General features: G+C 53.0%; 24 protein-coding genes. 16 read left to right on the top strand and 8 right to left on the bottom strand.

What is annotated here, in order from left to right:
* On the bottom strand, positions 1–1,011 hold the full coding sequence (locus HRQ87_RS06615) for a cytochrome d ubiquinol oxidase subunit II (RefSeq protein WP_174136542.1): 1,011 nt from the start codon (positions 1,009–1,011) through the stop codon (positions 1–3).
* Positions 1,012–1,015: 4 nt separating this feature from the next.
* The gene (locus HRQ87_RS06610; RefSeq protein WP_174136540.1) at positions 1,016–2,395 is read right to left on the bottom strand and encodes a cytochrome ubiquinol oxidase subunit I; all 1,380 of its coding nucleotides are present in this window, start codon (positions 2,393–2,395) and stop codon (positions 1,016–1,018) included.
* A 154-nt stretch (positions 2,396–2,549) separates the two neighbouring features.
* Between HRQ87_RS06610 and HRQ87_RS06605 the strand changes: the two genes are divergently transcribed.
* Complete coding sequence (locus tag HRQ87_RS06605) at positions 2,550–3,731, top strand: MFS transporter (protein WP_174137173.1); 1,182 nt, start codon at positions 2,550–2,552, stop codon at positions 3,729–3,731.
* A gap of 6 nt (positions 3,732–3,737) precedes the next feature.
* Here HRQ87_RS06605 and HRQ87_RS06600 read toward each other — a convergent pair whose 3' ends face one another.
* Positions 3,738–4,487 (bottom strand): SDR family oxidoreductase, encoded by a 750-nt coding sequence (locus tag HRQ87_RS06600; protein WP_174136538.1) that lies wholly within the window; start codon positions 4,485–4,487, stop codon positions 3,738–3,740.
* A gap of 167 nt (positions 4,488–4,654) precedes the next feature.
* Between HRQ87_RS06600 and HRQ87_RS06595 the strand changes: the two genes are divergently transcribed.
* Together HRQ87_RS06595 and HRQ87_RS06590 are read left to right on the top strand one after the other, a co-directional pair.
* Complete coding sequence (locus HRQ87_RS06595; RefSeq protein ID WP_174136535.1) at positions 4,655–8,098, top strand: pyruvate carboxylase; 3,444 nt, start codon at positions 4,655–4,657, stop codon at positions 8,096–8,098.
* A gap of 324 nt (positions 8,099–8,422) precedes the next feature.
* The gene (locus HRQ87_RS06590; protein WP_174136533.1) at positions 8,423–8,725 is read left to right on the top strand and encodes a hypothetical protein; all 303 of its coding nucleotides are present in this window, start codon (positions 8,423–8,425) and stop codon (positions 8,723–8,725) included.
* Positions 8,726–8,783: 58 nt separating this feature from the next.
* Here HRQ87_RS06590 and argF read toward each other — a convergent pair whose 3' ends face one another.
* Together argF and HRQ87_RS06580 are read right to left on the bottom strand one after the other, a co-directional pair.
* Positions 8,784–9,710 (bottom strand): ornithine carbamoyltransferase, encoded by a 927-nt coding sequence (argF, locus tag HRQ87_RS06585; protein ID WP_174136532.1) that lies wholly within the window; start codon positions 9,708–9,710, stop codon positions 8,784–8,786.
* A 76-nt stretch (positions 9,711–9,786) separates the two neighbouring features.
* Positions 9,787–10,965: an aspartate aminotransferase family protein gene (locus tag HRQ87_RS06580; protein ID WP_174136530.1), complete on the bottom strand. Its 1,179-nt coding sequence runs from the start codon at positions 10,963–10,965 to the stop codon at positions 9,787–9,789.
* A gap of 260 nt (positions 10,966–11,225) precedes the next feature.
* On the opposite strand from HRQ87_RS06580, the gene HRQ87_RS06575 reads away from it, so the two are divergent.
* Entirely contained in the window at positions 11,226–12,125 is a 900-nt protein-coding gene (locus HRQ87_RS06575) for a DMT family transporter (protein WP_174137171.1), read from the top strand.
* Here HRQ87_RS06575 and HRQ87_RS06570 read toward each other — a convergent pair.
* A complete protein-coding gene (locus HRQ87_RS06570) occupies positions 12,097–12,900 on the bottom strand; it encodes an ABC transporter permease (RefSeq protein WP_174136528.1) in 804 nt (267 codons plus the stop codon). The genes HRQ87_RS06575 and HRQ87_RS06570 overlap by 29 nt on opposite strands.
* A gap of 108 nt (positions 12,901–13,008) precedes the next feature.
* Between HRQ87_RS06570 and HRQ87_RS06565 the strand changes: the two genes are divergently transcribed.
* From HRQ87_RS06565 to HRQ87_RS20560, 3 genes are all read left to right on the top strand, one after another.
* Entirely contained in the window at positions 13,009–13,575 is a 567-nt protein-coding gene (locus tag HRQ87_RS06565) for a GcrA family cell cycle regulator (protein ID WP_174136526.1), read from the top strand.
* A 3-nt stretch (positions 13,576–13,578) separates the two neighbouring features.
* Positions 13,579–13,956, top strand: coding sequence for a DUF2237 family protein (locus HRQ87_RS06560; RefSeq protein ID WP_174136524.1), 378 nt, complete (start codon positions 13,579–13,581; stop codon positions 13,954–13,956).
* A 191-nt stretch (positions 13,957–14,147) separates the two neighbouring features.
* The gene (locus HRQ87_RS20560) at positions 14,148–15,059 is read left to right on the top strand and encodes an OmpA family protein (protein ID WP_174136522.1); all 912 of its coding nucleotides are present in this window, start codon (positions 14,148–14,150) and stop codon (positions 15,057–15,059) included.
* A gap of 62 nt (positions 15,060–15,121) precedes the next feature.
* Here the strand turns inward: HRQ87_RS20560 and HRQ87_RS06550 are convergent, their stop codons facing one another.
* Complete coding sequence (locus tag HRQ87_RS06550; RefSeq protein ID WP_174136520.1) at positions 15,122–15,808, bottom strand: rhomboid family intramembrane serine protease; 687 nt, start codon at positions 15,806–15,808, stop codon at positions 15,122–15,124.
* 73 nt (positions 15,809–15,881) lie between these two features.
* Between HRQ87_RS06550 and trpS the strand changes: the two genes are divergently transcribed.
* Positions 15,882–16,898: a tryptophan--tRNA ligase gene (gene trpS / locus HRQ87_RS06545; RefSeq protein ID WP_174136518.1), complete on the top strand. Its 1,017-nt coding sequence runs from the start codon at positions 15,882–15,884 to the stop codon at positions 16,896–16,898.
* A gap of 20 nt (positions 16,899–16,918) precedes the next feature.
* On the opposite strand, the gene HRQ87_RS06540 is transcribed toward trpS, so the two are convergent.
* On the bottom strand, positions 16,919–17,632 hold the full coding sequence (locus HRQ87_RS06540) for an SDR family oxidoreductase (protein WP_174136516.1): 714 nt from the start codon (positions 17,630–17,632) through the stop codon (positions 16,919–16,921).
* A 141-nt stretch (positions 17,633–17,773) separates the two neighbouring features.
* On the opposite strand from HRQ87_RS06540, the gene HRQ87_RS06535 reads away from it, so the two are divergent.
* From HRQ87_RS06535 to HRQ87_RS06500, 8 genes are all read left to right on the top strand, one after another.
* Entirely contained in the window at positions 17,774–18,637 is an 864-nt protein-coding gene (locus HRQ87_RS06535) for a branched-chain amino acid aminotransferase (protein ID WP_174136514.1), read from the top strand.
* A gap of 1 nt (position 18,638) precedes the next feature.
* Positions 18,639–19,676, top strand: a complete 1,038-nt coding sequence (locus tag HRQ87_RS06530; RefSeq protein WP_174136512.1) for a hypothetical protein — start codon at positions 18,639–18,641, stop codon at positions 19,674–19,676.
* A 59-nt stretch (positions 19,677–19,735) separates the two neighbouring features.
* Positions 19,736–20,191 (top strand): universal stress protein, encoded by a 456-nt coding sequence (locus HRQ87_RS06525; protein WP_174136510.1) that lies wholly within the window; start codon positions 19,736–19,738, stop codon positions 20,189–20,191.
* A 126-nt stretch (positions 20,192–20,317) separates the two neighbouring features.
* Positions 20,318–20,881: a NifU family protein gene (locus HRQ87_RS06520; protein ID WP_174136508.1), complete on the top strand. Its 564-nt coding sequence runs from the start codon at positions 20,318–20,320 to the stop codon at positions 20,879–20,881.
* Positions 20,871–21,326 carry a GFA family protein gene (locus tag HRQ87_RS06515; protein WP_217430402.1) on the top strand — a complete coding sequence of 152 codons (456 nt, stop codon included), beginning with the start codon at positions 20,871–20,873 and terminating at the stop codon, positions 21,324–21,326. Before HRQ87_RS06520 ends, HRQ87_RS06515 begins: the two co-directional genes overlap by 11 nt.
* On the top strand, positions 21,323–21,994 hold the full coding sequence (gene tsaB / locus HRQ87_RS06510) for a tRNA (adenosine(37)-N6)-threonylcarbamoyltransferase complex dimerization subunit type 1 TsaB (protein WP_174136506.1): 672 nt from the start codon (positions 21,323–21,325) through the stop codon (positions 21,992–21,994). Before HRQ87_RS06515 ends, tsaB begins: the two co-directional genes overlap by 4 nt.
* A complete protein-coding gene (locus HRQ87_RS06505) occupies positions 21,991–22,404 on the top strand; it encodes a GNAT family N-acetyltransferase (RefSeq protein WP_174136504.1) in 414 nt (137 codons plus the stop codon). The genes tsaB and HRQ87_RS06505 overlap by 4 nt, the downstream gene beginning before the upstream one ends.
* A 186-nt stretch (positions 22,405–22,590) precedes the next feature.
* Positions 22,591–23,580 (top strand): BMP family lipoprotein, encoded by a 990-nt coding sequence (locus HRQ87_RS06500; protein ID WP_174136502.1) that lies wholly within the window; start codon positions 22,591–22,593, stop codon positions 23,578–23,580.
* Positions 23,581–23,586: the final 6 nt, after the last annotated feature.

Here is a 23,586-nt window from a genome sequence, read left to right as displayed (position 1 = left end):
TTAATCATACGTCAGTTCGGTCGCTTTGCCGCGGAACACCGTATAGGCAAGTGCTGTATAGGCTATAATCGTTGGCAGCACGAAACATGTCCCGATCAAAATAATGAACAGACTTTCCGGTGCGCTTGCAGCTTCGTAAATTGTCAGTTTTTCGGGAACAACATACGGATAAAAGCTGTACGCCAAACCGAAAAAAGCCAGCGTGAACAATACCACCGACGCTGCAAACGGAAACCAGGCCCAACTGTCATCTTTAGTAGGCAACCGCTTTAGTGCAAGCCACACCAGAACGACCAAGGCCCCTGACATCAATGGTAACGGTGCCAGCAAGATTGCTTCGGGGAAAGAAAACCATTTGTCAAAAATACGCGAGCTGACGATCGGGGACGCAAGCGAAATTGCCCCAAGGCCCAACACCAGCCCCCAAATGCCGCCCTTGGCCCATTTCACGGCCTTCAATTGCAGTTCTTCATCTGTTTTGATGATCAGCCAAGTCGCACCGATAAAGCTGTAACCAACCGTCAGGAATACAGCTGTGAGACAGGCGAACGCAAATGTGGCCCAGGTGTATTCAAGCCCCATGATGTACATGCCCAGCATAAAACCCTGTGACAATGACGTCATCATTGAGCCTGTGAAAAAGGCAAAGTTCCAGGATGCCTTGTGATTGGTTGGCGCCTTGGCGCGGAATTCAAAAGCCACACCTCGCAGGATCAAACCGATCAGCATAATCGCTACAGGTAAGTATAGCGCAGTCAGAATGGTGCCGTGGGCCGCAGGAAACGCCACCAGCAGTAATCCTATTGCCAGCACAAGCCATGTTTCATTTGCATCCCAAAACGGGCCGATAGATGCGATCATACGGTCTTTTTCATCCGGTGTCGCAAAGGGAAACAAGACCCCAACGCCTAGATCAAACCCATCCAGAACCACATAAATCAAAATGCTAAGCCCCATAAGAGCGGCAAAAACTATGGGCAGCCAAAGGGCTGGATCGCCAAAAGTATACATGAGCTTACTCCGCCGGGACCATTGCTTGTTGTGATTGCGGAACGCGCGTGCCAATCGGTTCGCCCTTGGCCGCTTTGCGCGCAAGATAGAACAAGACCCCGATATAGGCTGTCAGTAAAACTACATAGATGACCAAAAACGCAATCAGAGTTGATGCAACAAAGGGTGCTGGCACATCTGCCACGGCTTGTTTGGTGGTCAAAACACCTTGCACAAGCCAAGGTTGACGACCGATTTCTGTGGTGTACCAACCTGCCAGCGTGGCAACCCAACCCGAAAAGGCCATTGGAACCAATATATAAAGCAGTGGCTTGGGCAGCCCTTCAACACCGCGCCGTTTATACATCATCAGTCCGATCCCTGCCCAACTTAACAGCAGCATGGCCATGCCCGTACCAACCATAATTCGGAAACTATAAAATACAGGCGCGACAGGGGGATGAAGCACCGTGCCGTCTTCGGCCACAAAGTTATTTAGCCCAGGCACAATACCATCAGTAGAGTGCGTTAAAATCAATGAGGCCCCGTTTGGAATTGCGATCTCCATCCGGTTTTCGCGTGCCTCTTCATCCGGAATTGCGAACAAAACCAGCGGAATATTAGTGCCAGTTTCCCAATTCCCCTCCATCGCGGCCACTTTTTGTGGTTGATGTTCCAGCGTATTCAACCCATGCAAATCACCCATAAATATCTGCACTGGGATCAAAAGCGCACCAATTGTAAGACCCGTACGTAAAGTTGCACGAACGCCATCACTGCGATCCCCGATCAGCCAACGATAGGCAGACAGACCCGCAATCAGAAATGCAACCGTCAGACCGGATGCCAACAACATATGCGCCAAGCGATACGGCATGGATGGGTTAAAGATGATAGCAAACCAATCGGTTGCATGGGCCACGCCATCGCGCATTTCAAAGCCCGCAGGCGTGTGCATCCAACTGTTCAACACCAATATCCAAAAGGCTGACATCGTAGTTCCAAAGGCCACCAAAAACGTCGCCGTGGTATGCAGCCAGCCTGGCACCTTGGAAAAGCCAAACAGCATGATACCCAGGAAAACGGCTTCCAGAAAAAACGCGGTCAGCACTTCATACGCCAAAAGCGGGCCTGCGATATTGCCCACGGCCTCCATGAAACCGGGCCAGTTTGTGCCAAATTGGAACGACATAGTGATGCCGGATACGACACCCATCGCAAAGCTCAGCGCAAAGACTTTAACCCAAAAGCGATAGGCCTCCATCCATTTTGTATTGCCTGTCATGCTGAAACGCAGTTTGAAAAACAGCAAGACCCAACCCAATGCGATCGTAATCGTGGGAAACAGGATATGAAACGATATATTTGCGCCAAATTGAATGCGCGACAGGATTAGGGTATCCATAATAACCTCAGCGTATTTCTGTTGATATGTATATATGTTAGGATGGACGAGTGACACCCTAGGTGCGACCGCATGGCACGTGTTGGTCATTAGGTTGGTATAGCGGTAACGAATTAGCCATGAAACCACTTGGTAATATTCCAAAAAACCGCAACTGCGCCGTATTCTGATCGCGCAACTACCCGCGGACTTTGCTGACTGGCTGGATGTCGTGGCGATTGGGGCGCTATTGACCTTTACGTGGTCTGCAGACCCTATTGTATTCGCCTTTTTGGCTGTGGCGCTTGGACTACCATATGTGATTGTCGGGCCTTTTGCGGGCGTTTTGATAGATCAATCAAGCCTTAAAACTGTGCTGATTTTCAGCAACCTTGGTCGTGCCATCATGACAGCAAGCTTGGCTTTAGCACCAAACTGGCAAATTTTGTTGATTCTGGTCTTTATAAGAAGTGCCGTCGATGCGTTTTTCACGCCGGCAAAGCAGTCAGCAATTCAAGCAACGACCACACCAAATGAAAGAATGGTCGCCAATGGGTTTAGCCACGCCATAAATCAGACTTCAAAAATCGTTGCTCCTGCATTGGGCGGTGCCTTATTGATTGTATTCGCGCCAAGTCAGGTCTTTTTGCTGAATGCCGTCGTCTCGCTTGTTACTGTTTCGATTTTGATCGGACTAAAACCGATTATCCGTCAGGGCATCGAAATCACCGATACCGGGTCCCTTTTTGCGGGTCTCCGCGATGGCTGGCAAGAGATCAGCGGCAAGCCACTTTTGCGCGGTGCACTTATCTTGATGGCAGGTGGATATTTTGGCATGTTTTTCTATGACACCCTGATCGCACCGCTTACCCGCGATCTGGGATTTGATCAAACTGATCTTGGTCTTGCCCTGTCCGCTGTCGGCGCTGGTGGCGTAATCGGCGCAATTTATTTTGGGATGAGCGTAACGACCCGGAGGCCTTTCGGTCTGGTCAGCCTAGCATCGGCAATCGCAGGCGTATTGGTCACAGGGCTTGGTATATCTGAAATGCTGAAAACCGAAGTTTTATTCCCAATATTTCTTATCGTTTTCTTTTTTCTGGGTCTGACATCAGCAATGAGCGTGGTACCAATAAGAACGATTATCCAAACTGAAACACGTCAGGATCACATGGCACGGGTCACCGCATTAAGCGAAGCCGCCAACACCACCGCACTGCTGACCGCACCGTTTTTGGGTGCGATCATTGCAAGTTGGCTGTCCATCGGCGCCGCCTTTGTTACAGGTGGATTGCTTTTAACATTGGTCGGTCTATATGCCGCATCTTTGCAGTGGCGCACAGGTAAATTTGGCTAAGGTGTTTTATCGCAGGGTCATGCCGCCATCGACCATGTATTCCGATCCGGTGACATAGGCTGCATCGTCAGACAGCAGGAATATTGTAACGGCAGCCACCTCCTCTGCTTTACCCATGCGCCCCAATGGAACAGCTTTTGATATCTGTTTTTTCATATCATCAGCGTCATCGCCACCTTTGCCAAGCGCATCGAAAAAATTCGTCTCAATCGGACCAGGCGCGACTGCGTTCACACGAATACCCCGATCTGCCATATCCTTGGCCCAACTGCGCGCCATTGCCAGACAAGATGCTTTGGTTGCCGCATAAATCGCCCCTTTTGGTCCCCCAAGATAAGGCGCCACTGACGCTGTCAGCAAAACCGAACCATTTTCCGCAATCAGGGGTTTCAGTTTGGCCATCTGCAACGCAGGACCGCGCACATTGACGTTCATCATCGTATCAAAAGCTTCGGCTGTCACATCTTCTGTGGCATAGTTTTCGCCAAACCCCGCATTCAAAAAAGCGCCATCGATTTGGCCCATCTGATCCTTGATCTTTTCAGCAAGTTCAACAGCGGCATCCGGGTCGCTGGCATCATTGCGCAAGACCAAACTGCCAGATGGCAGACTGCGCCCTGCATCATCCAAATGCTCTTGCGTAGTTCCGGTCACTGCGACCTCGCCGCCTTCGTCCACAATGCGTTTGGCCGTGGCAAGCCCGATCCCGCTGGTACCGCCAGTAATCAGAATGCGTTTGTTTTCAAATCGTTTCATGAAACCTGTTCCCTTTTTCTATAGTGGTTTCATACAGAACCCTTTGCCCGTTGGTGTTGTTCCGCGCATTTTCTGATAAGTTACCGCAATCTACCCAGAACTACGTGTTTACCTGTTCACATTTTCTTCATACACATTTGCTGCAAGTGCAAAGTAAGGACACCATCATGCCCGAATTCAACAAGATCCTGATCGCCAACCGAGGCGAGATCGCAATTCGGGTGATGCGGGCGGCCAATGAACTGGGAAAACGCACCGTTGCCGTCTATGCCGAGGAAGACAAACTGTGCCTGCACCGCTTTAAGGCCGACGAGGCATACCGCATCGGCGAGGGTCTGGGGCCAGTCGCGGCTTATCTAAGCATCGATGAAATGATCCGCGTGGCCAAGGCCTGCGGCGCCGATGCGATCCATCCGGGCTATGGCCTGCTGTCCGAAAACCCCGATTTCGTTGACGCTTGCGCCGCGAATGGCATCACCTTCATCGGACCCAAAGCCGAAACCATGCGCGCCCTGGGCGACAAGGCCAGCGCACGCAAAGTCGCCATTGAAGCTGGCGTTCCGGTCATTCCTGCGACCGAAGTGCTGGGTGATGACATGAAGGCAATTAAGAAAGAAGCAGCTGAAGTCGGCTATCCCTTAATGCTGAAAGCGTCCTGGGGCGGCGGTGGGCGCGGGATGCGGCCGATCCTGTCCGAAGATGAGCTGGAAGAAAAAGTTCTGGAAGGCCGTCGCGAAGCCGAAGCCGCCTTTGGCAACGGCGAAGGCTATCTGGAAAAGATGATCGAAAGGGCCCGCCATGTCGAGGTTCAGATCCTGGGCGACAAGCAGGGCAATATCTATCACCTTTATGAACGCGATTGCTCCGTCCAGCGCCGCAATCAGAAAGTTGTTGAACGCGCGCCCGCCCCCTATCTGTCCGGCACGCAGCGCGAACAGCTTTGCAGTCTGGGCAAGAAAATCTGCCAGCATGTGAACTACGAATGCGCAGGCACCGTCGAATTCCTGATGGATATGGCCACGGGTGAGTTCTACTTCATCGAGGTCAACCCCCGCGTTCAGGTCGAACACACGGTCACGGAAGAGGTCACCGGCATCGACATCGTCCGCGCCCAGATTCTGATCGCCGAAGGGCGCAGTCTGGAATACGCGACAGGCACATCCAGCCAATATGACGTGAAACTCGACGGCCATGCGATCCAGTGCCGGATCACGACCGAGGATCCGCAGAACAACTTCATTCCCGATTACGGCCGCATCACCGCCTATCGGGGTGCAACCGGTATGGGCATCAGGCTGGACGGCGGTACGGCGTACTCAGGCGCCGTGATCACACGCTATTACGACAGCCTTTTAGAAAAAGTCACCGCCTGGGCCCCTACGCCCGAGGCCGCAATCGCCCGCATGGACCGCGCCCTGCGTGAATTCCGCATCCGGGGTGTGTCGACCAACATCGCCTTTGTCGAAAATCTGCTGAAACACCCGACCTTCCTGAACAACGAATACCATACCAAATTCATCGATCAGACGCCCGAGCTGTTTGATTTCAAGAAACGCCGCGACCGGGCGACCAAGATCCTGACTTATCTGGCCGACATCACGGTGAACGGTCACCCCGAAACCGATGGCCGCCCCAAGCCCGCCGCCGATGTCAAAGACCCCAAGCCCCCTGCGCTGCGCGTTGAAACACCGCCCCCCGGCACCCGTACGTTGCTGGACGAAAAAGGCCCTCAGGCTGTGGCCGACTGGATGGCTGCGCAAAAACAGCTGCTGATCACCGACACCACCATGCGCGACGGGCACCAGTCGCTGCTGGCCACCCGCATGCGGTCCATCGACATGATCCGCGTCGCACCGACCTATGCCGCCAATCTGCCGCAACTGTTCAGCGTTGAATGCTGGGGCGGGGCGACGTTCGACGTGGCCTATCGTTTCTTGCAGGAATGCCCCTGGCAGCGCCTGCGTGACCTGCGCGCGGCCATGCCGAATGTGATGACCCAGATGCTGCTGCGCGCGTCCAATGGCGTCGGCTATACCAACTACCCTGACAACGTCGTGCAAGCTTTCGTCAAACAGGCCGCCGCAACCGGCGTCGATGTCTTCCGCGTGTTCGACAGCCTGAACTGGGTCGAAAACATGCGCGTCGCCATGGATGCGGTGATCGCAGCCGATAAGGTCTGCGAAGGCACCATCTGCTATACCGGCGATATCCTGAACCCTGACCGCGCGAAATACGACCTGAAATACTACGTCGCCATGGGCAAGGATCTGAAGGCCGCCGGTGCGCATGTTTTGGGCCTGAAAGACATGGCGGGCCTTTTGAAACCCGCCGCCGCGAGGGTTCTGATCAAAGCTCTGAAGGATGAGATCGGCCTGCCCATCCACTTCCACACCCATGACACCTCAGGTATCGCAGGCGCCACCATTCTGGCCGCGGCTGAAGCTGGCGTGGATGCTGCTGATGCGGCGATGGACGCGCTGTCGGGTAATACCTCTCAGCCCACGCTCGGGTCGATCGTCGAAGCCCTGGCCCGCACCGACCGCGACACCGGTCTGGACATCGCCGCCATTCGTGAAATCAGCAATTATTGGGAAACTGTCCGCGGCCATTATGCCGCGTTCGAAACCGGCCAGCAGGCCCCCGCGTCCGAGGTCTATCTGCACGAAATGCCCGGCGGACAATTCACGAACCTCAAGGCACAGGCGCGCAGTCTGGGGCTGGAGGAACGCTGGCACGAGGTCGCCCAGACCTATGCCGACGTCAACCAGATGTTCGGCGATATCGTCAAGGTCACGCCGTCGTCCAAGGTGGTCGGTGACATGGCCCTGATGATGGTCAGCCAAAACCTGACCCGCGCCCAGGTCGAAGACCCCAAAACCGATGTGGCCTTCCCCGACAGCGTCATCGACATGCTGCGCGGCAACCTCGGTCAACCCCCCGGTGGCTGGCCCGACGGCATTCTGAAAAAAGTGCTAAAAAGCGAAAAACCCAACACAGACCGCCCCGGCAAGTCCCTGCCCCCCGTCGATCTGGAAAAGGTCCGCGCCGAGGTCAGCGCCGAACTGGACGGCAAAGACATCGACGACGAAGACCTGAACGGCTATCTGATGTATCCCAAGGTCTTTATGGATTACATGGGCCGCCACCGCACCTATGGCCCCGTGCGCACCCTGCCGACAAAGAACTTCTTTTATGGAATGCACCCGGGCGATGAAATCTCGGTCGAAATCGACCCCGGCAAAACGCTTGAAATCCGCCTGCAGGCCATTGGCGAAACGAACGAGGAAGGCGACGTAAAAGTCTTTTTCGAACTCAACGGCCAGCCCCGCAATATCCGCGTGCCAAACCGCATGGTCAAATCCCAAACTGCCGCCCGCCCCAAGGCCGACCCCGGCAACCCCAACCACATCGGCGCCCCCATGCCCGGCGTGGTGGCCAGCGTCGCCGTGCAAATGGGCGCAAAAGTAAAAGAGGGCGACCTGCTGTTAACCATCGAAGCGATGAAGATGGAAACCGGTATTCACGCCGAACGCGATGCTGTGGTCAAAGCCGTTCATGTATCACCCGGCGGCCAAATCGACGCCAAGGATTTGTTGATCGAACTGGAATAGCCACTTATCAAGCCCTGATTAGGCTTCATGTACGCAATTTTATGCTACAAGATCATGATAGATTTAATACGGAAATCCTTAGCACATGACCCTTTTTTCTGCGATCACCCCTGACCAAAGACAGGCACTAAGGTTCTGTCACAATTGTCTTTTATGCATAGCAACACCCGTTCTAATCGCATTGATCGGCTACTTGACAGACGTCTTTGTCATTGACGCACTATCAGACCGTTTCCGGTTCAACAAAATCTATGAATGGCTACAAATTGTTGTGCCAGTTTCATATTATCTAGCCCCATTTGCGCCGCTATGTTTGGGGCTAGCGTGGCTATTTTTACAGCGCATCATGCAAGACAGGCCAATATCGTTTTGGGTTGCATTCGTAATTATGCTGCCAGCGACCATAGTTATATTCCTAGGGCAAATTTCTGCGGCATTCCTGATAACGACTATGTTTTTCGACATATCAAAACTACTTCCAGTCTTACTGATTACATCAGTAACCGTCTTTTTGATCGTGATTTGTATTCTATCGATCCTGACAAACTTATTGCTGTTTTGGGTTTTGCTGAAACAGCTTATCCGGCGGGTTTGGCATCCCGATCAGTATATGGATCAAGTTTTTGATTAAACCTTAGGCAGATTTCACCGCCTAAGATATCATTCTACTATTCACTAAGTTGACTTAAACCCCAAGGCACCAGCGCATGATGGCTTTTTGGGCATGCAATCGGTTTTCGGCCTCGTCAAAAATCACCGAATTGGGGCCATCCATGACAGAGCTTGTCGCCTCTTCTTCGCGGTGGGCAGGAAGGCAGTGCATGAACAATGCGTCAGGTTTTGCATGCCCCATCAGGTGGTCATTGACCTGATAGCCGCGCAACAGATTATGGCGTCTTTCGCGGGCAGACTGGGCATCGTGCATACTGACCCATGTGTCCGCCACCACCAGATCTGCACCTTCAACAGCTTTGATCGGATCGCGTTCAATCTGTATATTGGCGCCCTTGGACCGGGCTAAATCAACGAATTCCTGTTCAGGGTCAAGGACTTCGGGGCCAGTAAATGTCAGATCAAAACCAAACTGCCCCGCGGCATGCAGGAAGCTGGCGCAGACGTTGTTGCCGTCGCCGGTCCAGACGACCTTTTTACCGGCAATCGGGCCACGATGTTCCTCAAAGGTCATGACATCAGCCATGATCTGGCAGGGGTGCGTACGGTCGGTCAGACCGTTGATCACAGGCACGGTGGCATATTCAGACATCTCGGTCAGGACGGCTTCATCGAATGTACGGATCATGATCAGATCAACATAGCGTGACATCACACGCGCTGTGTCGGCGATGGTTTCACCATGACCAAGCTGCATGTCGTTGCCTGATAAAACCATCGTTTGCCCGCCCATTTGGCGCACACCTACATCAAAGCTGACGCGTGTACGGGTTGACGGCTTTTCGAAAATCAGCGCCACTATGTGGCCTAACAAAGGCTGGTCATCATCAGGTGTACCCTTGGGGCGACCTGAGCGCGCGGCCTTCATTGCACCTGCATTATCGATAATAGACCGCAGATCGGATGCTTCTGTTTTATGGATATCAAGAAAATGGTTCATATCTTGTCGCTTTTTTCTGACGTCGAATGCGGCTGTCTGCACGGCAAAACGACGGTATTTTGGAATAAAATGAAGGCTATGCGGTGACTTTCAAACTGCTTGCCGCTTTGTCCAGACGCGTGATCGCTTTGCCAATATCATCTGATGTGATGTTCAGCGCTGGAAGAAGACGCACAACATTATCAGCTGCCGGGACGGTCAGGATGTGTTGATCATAGCCCGCGTTGACAACGTCAGTATTTGTGACTTTGCACTTCAGGCCCAGCATCAAACCACTGCCGCGTACGTTTTCAAAGACATCCGGGTGACTGGCGACAAGACTTTCAAGTTTTTGTCGCAAGAAACCTGCCGTTTGATTGACTTGGTCCAGAAAAGCATGGTCTGCCACCTGGTCCAACACCGCACAGCCCACGGCACAGCCCAAAGGGTTGCCGCCATAGGTTGATCCATGCGTGCCTGCCGTCATACCGCTGGCCGCATTTTCGGTGGCCAGAACGGCCCCCAATGGAAAACCGCCGCCAATGCCCTTGGCCACCATCATAATATCAGGGGTGATGCCCGCCCATTCATGGGCAAATAGCTTACCGGTGCGACCCATGCCGCATTGAACTTCATCCAAAATCAATAAGATACCATATTCATCACATAGATCGCGCAGTCCTTTCAGGCATTGATCCGGAACCGGGCGAATACCGCCTTCACCTTGGATCGGTTCAATCAAAATAGCCGCAGTTGTATCCGACACAGCGCCTGTCAGCGCATCATGATCCCCAAAAGGCAGATGCGTGAACCCGGGCAATAAAGGTCCAAAACCCTTGGTCATTTTTTCTGATCCGGCAGCTGCAATGCCAGCGGCGGAACGGCCATGAAATGATCCATCAAAGGCAATAATTTCAACTTTTTCAGGTTGGCCTTTTTCGTGAAAATACTTTCGAGCCATTTTTACGGCCAACTCGCAAGCCTCAGTTCCGGAATTGGTGAAAAAGACAGTATCAGCAAAAGTCGTATCGACCAGTTTATCAGCCAGCGCCTGTTGCTGCGGGATATGATACAGGTTTGACGTGTGCCAAAGCGCGCCTGCCTGTTCGGTCAGTGCTTTTATCAAAGTCGGATGCGCATGTCCCAAAGCATTCACGGCAATACCCGCCCCAAAATCCAGATATCGGGTTCCATCCGCTTCAATTAACCAGGATCCTTCGCCTTTGACGAATGTCAGCGGCGCGCGATTATAGGTGGGCAGAACAGACGGGATCATGGGAATGGTCCTTTAATTAGAAGCCTTTAAGTGCCGGAGCGATAAGGCCAAGTCAAGTTTTACGAAGGTTTTCTGTGCAACGCACAGGGTGGATCAAAGGCGCAGGCTTAGCGTGCGCGTCGGCGAAGACGTCGAAGCGTCAGGATGTTCGCAGTTTTGATCATGATCTTGACGTAGCCGCTTTCTTTTATTGTGTCCAGATCAAAGAAATCACATTTGGGCAATTGAATCCCGTCAAAACCACCGTCATAGCGATCTTTATGGAGCCCACACCACACAACCCACCTATGGCAATTGCACTGATGCTGACGGCAACCGTTTTCATTGCGGGAACAACGTTACTGGCCAAGACACTGGGAACGGACACATTAGGTCCGCCCACGCATCCCATTCAGATTACCTTTGGGCGGTTTGCGTTTGCCTGGCTGGCGTTGGTTGCGATGCTGCCTGTCTTTTATCGCCACCTGAATATGCGGCCCAATCTGGGACTGCATGCGGCCCGCACAACATGCGGGGCTGGCGGTGTCACGCTGATGTTTGCAGCTGTGGCCTTTATCCCGCTGTCAGATGCAACAGCGATCAGTTTTCTAAACCCGATTTTCGGTATGATTTTTGCGGTCTTTTTCCTAAGCGAACGCGTCGGGCCTTGGCGATGGGCGGCCGCGGCGATTGCGTTGATCGGGGCGATGATTCTGTTACGGCCCAACCCCGACAGCTTCAGGCCCGAAGCATTGCTGGCATTGGGTGCCGCTTTGGCATTGGGGCTTGAGCTGATCTTTATAAAAAAGCTGTCCGGGCGCGAGGCACCGTTTCAGATCCTGTTGATCAATAACTCGATGGGCTTATGCCTGATCAGTGTCGCTGTGATATTCGTCTGGCAGGCCCCAACCCTGCATCAGTGGTACGCAATGGTGGGTGTTGGCGTGTTGATGGCCTGTGCACAAATCTGTTTTGTCAACGCAATGAAGCGGGCCGATGCCAGTTTTGTTGTGGTCTTCAGCTATGCCACACTGATCTTTGCTGCACTTTATGATGCGCTGATCTTTGATGTATTCCCCGATCATATTTCGATCATCGGGGCCTGTACGATTTTGACGGGCGCATTATTGCTGGCGTGGCGTGAAGGGCGTGTCAGGCTTTCAGCCGATAGCCGCGCTTGAACCAATACCAGCACAAAATCACAAGCGCCGACGTCGTCGTCGTGCAAACAGCCAGCCCCAACCAGGGCGAACTGTCGGAAACACCAAGGACACCGTATCGTGCCCCATCAATCAGATAAAAGATCGGGTTCCAATGGGTCAGCGTTTGCATGACCAGCGGCAGGCTTTCTATGGAATAAAACGTACCGGACAGAAAAGCCAAAGGCGTTATGATAAAATTGGTGATTGCCGCCATCTGATCAAATTTATTTGCAAAGATCGCCGCTACAATACCAAGTGCGGCCAACATGATGGACCCTAAAAGCACGAAAACCAGCGCCCAAAGCGGGTATTGAATACCAACGCCCAGAACCACCAGCATTCCTACACCGATTGCAACGGCCACGAAAAACCCACGCATCACCCCACCTGCGATATAACCCAGAACCATCTCAAGCGGGGATAAGGGTGGCATCAGTGTATCAACGATACTGCCCTGCAGTTTAGCAATCACAATCGATGATGATGTATTGGCAAACGCATTCTGGATCACGGTCATCATCAAGATGCCAGGTGCGAGAAACGCGATGAACGGCTGCCCCATCACATCCCCGCGACGCGGGCCGATGGCCAGATTGAATATCAGCAAAAACAATCCGGCGGTGACCAGCGGCGCCCCCAAAGTTTGCGTCCAGACCGCTAGAAAGCGTCGCACTTCGCGTTCAGACAGTGTGTAAAGGCCCATCCAATTAACGCGGCCAAAGCGTCTGACGCCCATCTGTGTCGATTCTGCCATGTTTCCCGCCTCTGTCGCTTGTAACTTTGATCTGCGTGACTAGAATAGGGTCTTGGCCGCAAACTCAACCCCGATCGGCCTGTTTTTGTTTTATACGAAGGAAATGTCATGTCCTGGACCGATGAACGCGTCGAAATCCTGAAGAAAATGTGGGGCGAAGGACAGTCCGCAAGCCAGATTGCCAAGGAATTGGGCGGGGTTACGCGTAACGCTGTGATCGGCAAAGTGCACCGTTTGGGCCTGTCGAACCGCGCGGGATCTGGTGGCGGAAAAGCCGCAGCCAAAAAAGAAGCGCCCAAAGTCGAGGCCAAAGCCAAGGCGCCACCGCGCGCCAAACCGGCCGACGCAAAGCCCAAAGAACCAGCGTCAGAGGCGAAAACGATTATCCCAATGCGCAAGGCGATCATTCCCGCAGGGCAACCCCTGCCACCGCAGCCATCCGCGAATGAGATCAGCCCAGAGGCATTGGCCAAGGTTAATGAAATTGAAAAGAAATCCAAGAAAATCAGCCTGATGGAGCTGACCGAACGTACATGCAAATGGCCTGTTGGTGATCCTGCAACAGAAGATTTCTGGTTTTGTGGTTTGCCGGTTCAGGCAGGCAAACCCTATTGCGAGGCCCACGTCGGCGTGGCGTTTCAACCCATGAGTTCGCGCCGCGACCGGCGCAGATAGGTAATGGCACGACCTGCTTCCAGAAATGTACTTGGTACTGAATTGCAGCTCTGCTCGACCGACCCTATGACTGGGTACTTCCGCGATGGATGCTGTAATACCGATCCAACAGATGGCGGTACGCATGTGGTTTGCGCGCATATGACGGATGCATTTCTGGCTTTCTCAAAAGCGCAAGGCAATGATTTAAGCACACCGCGCCCAGAATACGGGTTCACGGGCCTTAAGGCAGGTGACTGGTGGTGTTTATGCGTGTCACGCTGGAAAGATGCTGAAGCTGCCGGAATGGCCCCCTCAGTTAATCTGGCGGCAACCCATGTTGAAACGCTACAATACGTATCACTGGATAAGCTGAAAGAATATGCCACGGAAAATACATAGACCTTGGTTTGTGTTCGTCTGAAAATGATGTGCGGTTTACACCGCCTTTTTGCACGAAATTACAGATGCATTGCGTGGTATGTGTTGACATCTTACGGTTTACAAAATCAATTATAATATTGAACTAAGTGGGGGCTATTTCATTGTTATTCAAAAGAATAATTGCGTGCATTTACCTAATATCATTCAGCGTGGCTGCACCTGCAACCGCTGAAACAGATAAAACAGGATCATCAGATCATCCTCTTTTATCGCGCTATCCCGGATTTTACATTGATGACTATAAATCCCGCGAATTCGACCGGGCGCAAATGATCAGCTCTGCTATGATTGATGGAACTTATGAAATGATGACCGTCGACGGGCAGGTCACGAATATCGAATACAGAAGCAAAGACGGCTCGATTTCGGGCTTTCAGCTTTATGCCAATTACCAAAAAGCCATGCAGGATCTGAATGCAGATATTATCTTTACCTGTTTTGGAGAGGATGAATGCGGCGCCAAAGGAAACGATTTTTATAACAAAAGCGTTAATAATAACGGGTTGTTTGGCGGATCGCGGATCGATTTCTTTAACGACTTTGGAATTATCACCGCCAAGGCTGAACAGAACGGACAACAGGCGCACATCATGCTGGTGATGTCTGCAAACACAAGCAACAGTCGCCGCATATTTCAGACAATCGTGACCGGCGGAACGTTAGAGGTTGATAAAATCGGGATTGGAAGTATTGAAGATGTGTCCGCCAAGCTGGTTGAAACAGGAACAGTCGTCTTGGAAGGCATTTACTTTGACACCGGCACCGCCGATTTAACCAGTGAATCCAATGAAACACTGGATACAGCAGCGGCCTATTTGGCCGCCAACCCAGAGCAGCAATTCTTTATTGTGGGCCACACGGATTGGGTTGGGGGGTATGATATGAATATGTCCCTCTCCGAAGCCCGCGCCAAAAGTGTTGTGATGGCCTTGCAGGAACGCGGCATAGAAACCGGGCGTCTGACCGGGTTGGGTGTGGGGCCAGTTTCGCCAGTTGCCAATAATTCAGAAGAAGCGGGCCGCGCCTTAAACCGTCGCGTCGAATTGGTGTTGCGGGAATAAATCAAACATTATTCGGTTGGCTTTTTCCCAGTTGACCGATTGGTTTGCCTGCCCATGCGAACTCAATTCCGTCTGATCCGGGCGCGCAGTTCAGCCAGACCACCGGGCTTGACGATGAAGGACAGCAAAAAGCCCGTCGCAAACCCTGCCACATCCGAAACCCAGCGCACGTGACCGCCGTACAATAGCCCAAACAACAGTTGCGCAAACATCAAAAATCCGATCAGTCGAAAAGCGGCCAACTGGTTTTGACCCAACCGTTCCAATTTCAGCCACAGAATATATGTGAACGCCCCGATCAGCCCATAAGCACTAGGAAACGCACCGGCCAAAGGGCGTGGCGCATTCAAAACAAGCCCATAAACAATCGCCCCACCCAAAGCAGAACCTATGAAGATGATCAAAACAGATACGGGGTGAAAGATTTCGCCGACATATTTGCCCAAGGCCACAACAAAAACGCAGCCAAAAATCGCGCTGGTAAAAGAATAATGGATAAAGGGATAAGTGAAAAACCGGATCAAACGGTCAAGATCCATGGTGCCACGTGCCAGAAAATCATCGATGATCTGACCATAAAAGCCATAATCCTGAATGGCTTGAATACGCCAGCCTTCTGCGCCAGCAAACGGCAGCATACCCGTTGATCCCAAGCTAAAGATCGCTTCGTTCAATATCATGATCAGCACAAGTGCGATCACAACGGGTGGCAGCGGGTTCACGGGGCTGATGTTCGACGGTCTATTCATAAAGGGCTTCCTTGACGCGGGCGTGGTGCATCGTTAAGCCAGCAACGCTAAGAAATCCAGCCGGAGCGGCCCCATGTCAGAGACCAAATTCACCCCACGCGTCTTTTCAGGCATCCAGCCGACCAACCATTTGCAGCTGGGTAACTATCTGGGGGCCGTAAAACGTTTTGTCGAGATGCAGAACAGTGGGATCGAAACGATTTACTGTATCGTAGATCTGCACGCAATCACCGTTTGGCAGGAGCCTGCCGACCTGCAGCGTGCTACACGCGAACTGGCAGCAGGCTATATCGCGTCAGGTCTTGATCCTGAAAAATCCATTCTGTTCAATCAGTCACAAGTGGCCGAACACGCGCAATTGGGCTGGATTTTCAACTGTGTGGCGCGGATGGGCTGGATGAACCGCATGACACAATTCAAGGACAAGGCAGGTAAAGATCGCGAAAAAGCCAGTGTGGGGTTATTCAGCTATCCCACGTTGATGGCCGCTGATATTCTGCTGTATCACACGACCCATGTGCCCGTGGGCGAAGATCAAAAACAACACCTTGAGCTGACGCGCGACATTGCCGCCAAGTTCAACAACGACTTCGGTGTGGATTTCTTTCCTATCACTGAACCCGTGATCGAAGGCGTCGCAACCCGCGTGATGAGTCTGCGTGATGGGTCGAAAAAGATGTCGAAATCCGATCCATCGGATATGAGCCGGATCAACATGACCGACGATGCCGACACGATCGCCAAGAAAATCCGCAAGGCCAAAACCGACCCTGATCCCCTGCCCGATCATCTGGATGGTTTGGCCGATCGCCCCGAGGCGCGTAATCTGGTCAATATCTATGCCGCCCTATCCGAAGCAACACCGCAAGCCGTCGTAACACAATTCGCAGGCAAGCAGTTTGGTGATTTCAAGCCCGCCTTGGCCGATCTGGCCGTGGCAAAACTGGCCCCTATCGCCAACGAGATGGACCGCTTGATGCAAGATCCCGCCGAGATCGACCGCATCCTGGCCCACGGCGCCACCCGCGCCCACGCTATTGCCGCCCCGATTTTGGAAAAGACGTATAAGATTGTAGGGATGGTGCGTTAGACTGAGTTTTGGCCCAAAGCCTAACTTGCAACTTTCAAATGACGACCGCCATCGACCGGGATAATTGCGCCCGTCACAACATTTGTCTGCATCAATGCAACGGCAAAGCGACCAAATTCAACCGGCTCAACGATACGGCCAATTGTCGTTTTTTCGCTTTCCGTCTTTCGAAGCATATCACGATCTTCATCGTTCATATCTCCCCAAAGATCAGAATCTATGAAGCCGGGGCGGATCACATTGCATCTGATCGGAGCAAGCGAAACGGCAGCGACCTGCGCCATGGCCTCAACGGCCTTGAAGGCAGCGTGTACATGCCCCGCCTTATCGTCGATAACCTGGGAATATCCACCCGTTATCAATGTAATGGATCCATCTTTTTCCATCTGATCTTTTGCATGCCACAGACAACGATGTGTGCCCCATAACTTACCCTGCATAAAGCGGTCAGCTTCATCAGGCGGGGTTTCGCTAAAACTGGATCGACCTATAGCCCCAGCCGTGATCATCAAATGCGAAAAGGGACCAACGCGGGTGAAAAAATCCGAAACACTTTCGCTGTTGTAAATATCAATCGCTTCACCGCGGCACCCAATCTGACGGGCTGCTTCGTCGGCTTTTGACTTTGAGCGTGACGTGACAATAACATCAGCACCCACTTCCAGGGCTGCAATTGCAACACCCCGTCCCATACCGCCAGAACCGCCAATGCAAACAACCGTTTTACCGTGCATTTTGCTATATGCCTCCTCTGTTCAGCAAATGGTCACAGACATATAAGCAACAAATCTACCCTTCATACCACCCGCCGCATTAAATCTGGACGTTTTCGCCTGACCCTTCTACCGTTTCTGCAAAATACCAAGAGGTATAGCATGGCGACCGGCATAAACATCATGACCTATTTCAACGGCCAGTGGCACAAAGGGGATATCCCTGTGATGCGGGCGGCGGATCATGCGATGTGGCTGGGTAGTTCGGTGTTTGACGGCGCGCGCTATTTTGATGGCGTAGCGCCTGATCTTTTGGCCCACTGTGAACGGGTCAACCGGTCAGCCGAAGCTTTGATGATCACGCCCACCGTGAAAGCCGCCGACATGGTTGCGATTATATGGGACGCCCTGAACGACATCCCAAAAGACAAAGCCATCTATATCCGTCCAATGTATTGGGCGCTGGATGGTGGCGATCTTGGTGTGGTGCCGAAACCCGGCGCCACAGGCTTTGCCATTTGTCTGGAAGAAATCCCAATGGCCCCGCAGTTAACCGCGACCACGCTGACCACCACGCGTTTTCGCAGACCCGTTCTGGAAGACAGCGTTGTGAATGCCAAAGCCGGGTGCCTTTATCCCAACAACGCCCGCATGCTGGCTGAAGCGCGCGCAAAAGGCTTCGGCAACGCACTGGCCGCTGATGCGATGGGCAATGTAGCAGAAACCGCCACAGCGAACGTGTTTATGGTCAAGGATGGCGAAGTGCTGACACCCGTTCCCAACGGCACGTTTCTGGCGGGTATCACGCGTGCGCGGCACATGAAAAACCTGGCAGCAGACGGCCACAAAATCACGGAAAAAGTTCTGACCTTTGATGATTTTCACAACGCGGATGAAGTATTTCTGTCCGGCAATATGACCAAGGTCACGCCCGTTACCGCCTTTGACGACACCCAGTATCAGATCGGCCCGGTGGCACGGCGGGCGCGGGAACTGTATTGGGACTGGGCCCTATCGGACGCCTGATATGCGCCTTTGGCTTTACCGCACATTGACCGTCGGAATTTTTGCGACAAGCGGGGCCAATTTTTATGCTCTGTCACAAAACCCGTTTGCCAATCCAATTGTGGCCCGCACGACCGAAGACGCCAAACGCGCGCTGACCCTTACACTGAAACGCACTGTGACAGTTGATTGGATCGCACCACGACTGGATCAGGCGACGGTGTCCGGCAATATCGACGACATAGAAATGCTGTTTCAACTGGCCGATATGCATGATGTTATCATTCCCGCAGATCAGCGCGCCGCGGCACAAAAAGTAATCGACGACGCCAACACCATGACTGCGCAAATTGCCGATTGCGCGATCTGTGCCGTGGATATTCAGCAGTGTAAACGGCTAAGCCAGATCGCTGCCTGCGCAGTTCCGTTCGAACTAACGCCACTTGGCGATCTGAACGCCCTGAACCGTGCTAAAACAAACGTGATTATGGGCCAACCGGTCGATATGCTGGATGCAGGTCTTGCAATTGTCGGGCTGGGCGCCACGGCAGCGACATTGCATTCAGGTGGCAGCAGTCTGACTGTGAAAGCCGGTGCATCGCTGTTGCGACTGGGGCGGCGCATTGGTTCTGTCACGCCTGCGTTTACGCGTGTCTTGCGCAAAACGGCTGATATTGACGTGAATTGGTCTGCGGTTCCAGCCTATACTATCGGGACCAAAGGGCTGGACGACGTCGTTGATGCTGCCCAGCTTGTACGCTTGCAACGGCTGGCCGGAAATCTGGGCGAAGTGCGCAAACATACTTCACTGGGCGACACACTTGGACTGATGCGCCATGTCGACAGTGCCGAAGATGCCGCAAGTCTGGCCCGTGTTGCCCGTGCACAAGGGCCTGCCACCCGCGCCACTTTTTATGCACTTGGCAAAGCCCGCACCTTTCGCGCAATTCACAGGCTTAGCGATTTGCTTATGGCAACCTATGCTTTGCTGGCCGCATTGGTCACGCAAGTCCTGGTCTTTGCAGCGGGTATCATTCGCAGAATGCTGCGACCCATTTAACATCTGTTGCCAGCCGCCTCTGCCTGCGTCATGATCACATCGGTTAAAGGGAGACGATGATGCGCAAATTTCTGGTCATTCTGGATGACAGCCGCGAGTGTCTGAACGCCATGCGGTTTGCGGCGATGCGTGCGGCCAAGACCGGCGGCGGCGTGAAAATTCTGTCGATCATCCAGCCCGAGGAATTCAATCATTGGATCGGTGTCGGTGACATCATGCGCGAAGAGGCCCGCGAACGCATTCATGCCCATTTTGAGGTTTTCGCAAAATGGATGCGGGACCGTCAGGGCGTTGACCCAGAACTGGTGATCCGCGAAGGCGAAACCATCCCCGAAATTGTAGCGCAGATCAAAGAAGATAATGAAGTCGGCGTTCTGGTTCTGGGTGCAAGTGATGCCAACAAAGGGCCTGGACCATTGGTCACTCAGCTAACCCGCAGCTCAGGTACATTACCAGTGCCCATCACAATCGTACCCGGGGACCTGTCCAAGGAACGGCTTGAGGCGATTACCTGAGGGACAGACAACGCGAAGAAGGCCCCAAGGACTGATAAGCGCACCTTTGATCGATTTAGAACTGTTCTAAACCTTGACACTTTCGCCGCTCGGGCGCATATCCATATCCAAGCAGGAGTATCGCCCATGTTCATTCAAACTGAATCCACACCCAACCCAGCCACGCTGAAATTTCTGCCCGGTCAGTCCGTGCTTGAAACCGGCACGGCAGATTTTCCATCCGCTGATACTGCGGGCAAATCCCCCTTGGCCACACGCCTTTTCGCCGTTGATGGCGTCACGGGTGTGTTTTTCGGCAATGACTTTATAACCGTGACCAAGGCCGATGCCATAGATTGGGATCATATCAAGCCCGCCCTTCTGGGTGCGATCATGGAACATTACCAATCTGGTCAACCCATCATCGAAGGGGATCAACCGCAATCCTCGGGCCATGCTGAACACACTGGCGAAGACGGCGAAATCGTTGGTCAGATCAAGGAATTGCTGGATACCCGTGTGCGCCCGGCCGTGGCGCAAGATGGCGGCGATATCACATTCCACGGCTTTGATCGCGGGATCGTTTATCTGCACATGCAAGGGGCCTGCGCGGGCTGCCCGTCATCCACATTGACGCTGAAAATGGGTATCGAAAACCTGCTGCGTCATTACATCCCCGAGGTGGTCGAGGTGCGCCCGGTTGCCGTCTAAAGGCAATTATGCGGGTGATTTGCCTATCACAGGGCGATGTTATTGCGGGGCAAGCAGCCTGACGGCCAACGTGCCACCGCATGCTATCTCATACTGTCATTGTTCTGACTGTCGGCGCGTCAGTGGCGCGCCCGTCGCAGCTTTCACAGCCTTTGCGCTGGATGACATCAGTTTTGCCCCCGCACTTGGCGTGCCAACACATCACACCGCAACCACCAAACGCTGGTTTTGCGTGAATTGTGGATCACCGTTGGCCGCGTGCTTTGATTATTTGCCCGGTCAGATCTATGTGCCGCTTGGCCTTTTGGATCAGGCACCTGACCTGCCACCGCAATTGCACAGCCATTGGGGTGAAAAGCTGTCATGGCTGAATATTCATGATGACATGCCAAAAGCAGATGCCAGCGCCCGCACAGCTTTAGCGAACAGCCACAAAGAAAAATGACGAAACGCATAAACCAAGATCCGATCATTTTGGCATTTGATACATCCAACCCATATTGCGCGGCAGCTTTACTAGCAAAAGGGGCCATTCAAACCACCCGCACAGATCCAATGTCTAAAGGACAAGCCGAACATCTGATGCCGATGCTTGAAACCATGCTGACCGACGCAGGGCAAAGTTGGCAAACCCTTGATGCCATCGCGGTCGGAGTCGGCCCTGGTAATTTCACCGGCATTCGCATTTCGGTCTCTGCAGCACGCGGATTGGTGCTTGGTCTTGGCATTCCGGCAATCGGGGTCACGAACTTTCAGGTGATGGGGTATATGAAAAGCAAAAAAGGCACGCTGGTTTCGCTGCCAGGCCCGCGCGATACCGCCTTTGTAAAAAGCTCTGAAGATGGCATTCCCATACAGATTGACCCTGCTAACGCCCCTAAAGATCTGCAACTGCCTGATATGCACGTCGTCGGACATCAGGCCAAGGACATCGCTGCACAATTTCAGGCCAGCTTTGACGAATGTGACATGCCGCCAGTTGCCGAAACCATCGCGTGGATCGCGAACAGCAGGTGGCAAAATGGCGAAAGTTTTGATCGCCCCAAACCACTTTATGTTCGCGCAGCAGATGCAGCCCCGCCCAAGACATCTGCGCCCATCATCCTGCCATGACGCCGGATCAGCTTGCCGATCTGCATGCGCTCGGATTTGACACACCCCGTCCGTGGACCGCGCAGGAATTTCAATCTTTGCTGAATTTGCCGGGAACCATTCTGTTCGGTGATCAAAAGTCGATCGTTCTGGCCCGCATCATCGCGGATGAAGCCGAAATCCTGACATTGGTCACACACCCGCATCATCGGCGTGGCGGGTTAGCCGCAGATCTGCTGTCGCAACTGCATACCCACAGCCAAATGCATGGCTGTACCCGGGTATATCTGGAAGTTGCCGCTCCGAACACTGCGGCACGTACGCTTTACGCCCGTCATGGATACAGCGAATCTGGTCGGCGTCCGAACTATTATCGCACACCCGATGGCGCCCGGATCGACGCCTTGATCCTTACCAAGACGTTGACGTAGCGGCGCTTTTGCCTAACAGATAGCCATTTACACAACCTAAGGGTCATTCAAACCGAAAAAGCGGTTGACCCTTCTGGCTCACTGCGGCCTAATTTGCACAAGATCTTGTCTAAGGGGTCTGCTCAAGACAAGGGAAATGCGGTATACCCCGCACATCCTGAACAACAAAAAAACTGGGAGAGTTTCATGAGTCTGATGAAAAAAATGCTTGGTGCGGCAGCGACATTGGCGCTTAGCACAGGTGCCATGCTGGCCGAACCTGCAATCATCTTCGACCTTGGCGGTAAATTCGATAAGTCCTTTAACGAAGCCGCCTTTGGGGGCGCCACCCGTTGGGCCGAAGAAACCGGTAACACATTCCGCGAAATCGAATTGCAATCCGAAGCCCAACGCGAACAGGCTTTGCGCCGGTTTGCCGAAGGCGGTTCAAACCCCATCGTAATGACAGGTTTCGCCTTTGCCGACGCGCTGACCGAAGTGGCTGATGATTACCCTGACACGTCATTCGTGCTGATCGACATGGTGGTCGACAAACCCAATGTCCGTTCGGTCGTGTTCAACGAACACGAAGGATCGTATCTGGTTGGCATGATGGCGGCCAAAGCATCTGAATCCGGCACTGTTGGATTTATTGGTGGCATGGACATTCCGCTGATCCGTAAGTTTGCCTGTGGCTATGTCCAAGGCGTCAAAGCGGCAAATCCAGATGCAAAAGTGATCCAGAACATGACCGGTACAACCCCTGCCGCATGGAACGACCCGGTTAAAGGATCCGAACTGACAAAGGCACAAATTTCCCAAGGCGCTGACGTGGTCTATGCTGCCGCTGGTGGTACAGGCGTTGGCGTTCTGCAAACCGCCGCGGACGAAAACATCCTGTCGATCGGTGTGGACAGCAACCAAAACCACCTGCACCCAGGCAAGGTTCTGACATCCATGGTCAAGCGTGTGGATAACGCTGTCTATGCCGCCTTTACCGAAGGTCCCGGCTTGGAAAAAGGCTTTCAAGTCATGGGTTTGAACAACGATGGCGTCGGTTATGCCGTTGATGACAACAACGCAACCTTGGTCACAGCTGACATGACAGCAGCCGTGGAAGAAGCCAAAGCCAAGATCGTATCCGGCGAAATCACCGTACACGACTATATGTCCGATAACTCTTGCCCGGTGAACTAAGCACCG

It is taken from the genome of Parasulfitobacter algicola, assembly GCF_013315265.1.
In the GTDB taxonomy this organism is placed as follows: domain Bacteria; phylum Pseudomonadota; class Alphaproteobacteria; order Rhodobacterales; family Rhodobacteraceae; genus Parasulfitobacter; species Parasulfitobacter algicola.
This window is presented reverse-complemented; position numbering and strand designations above follow the sequence as displayed.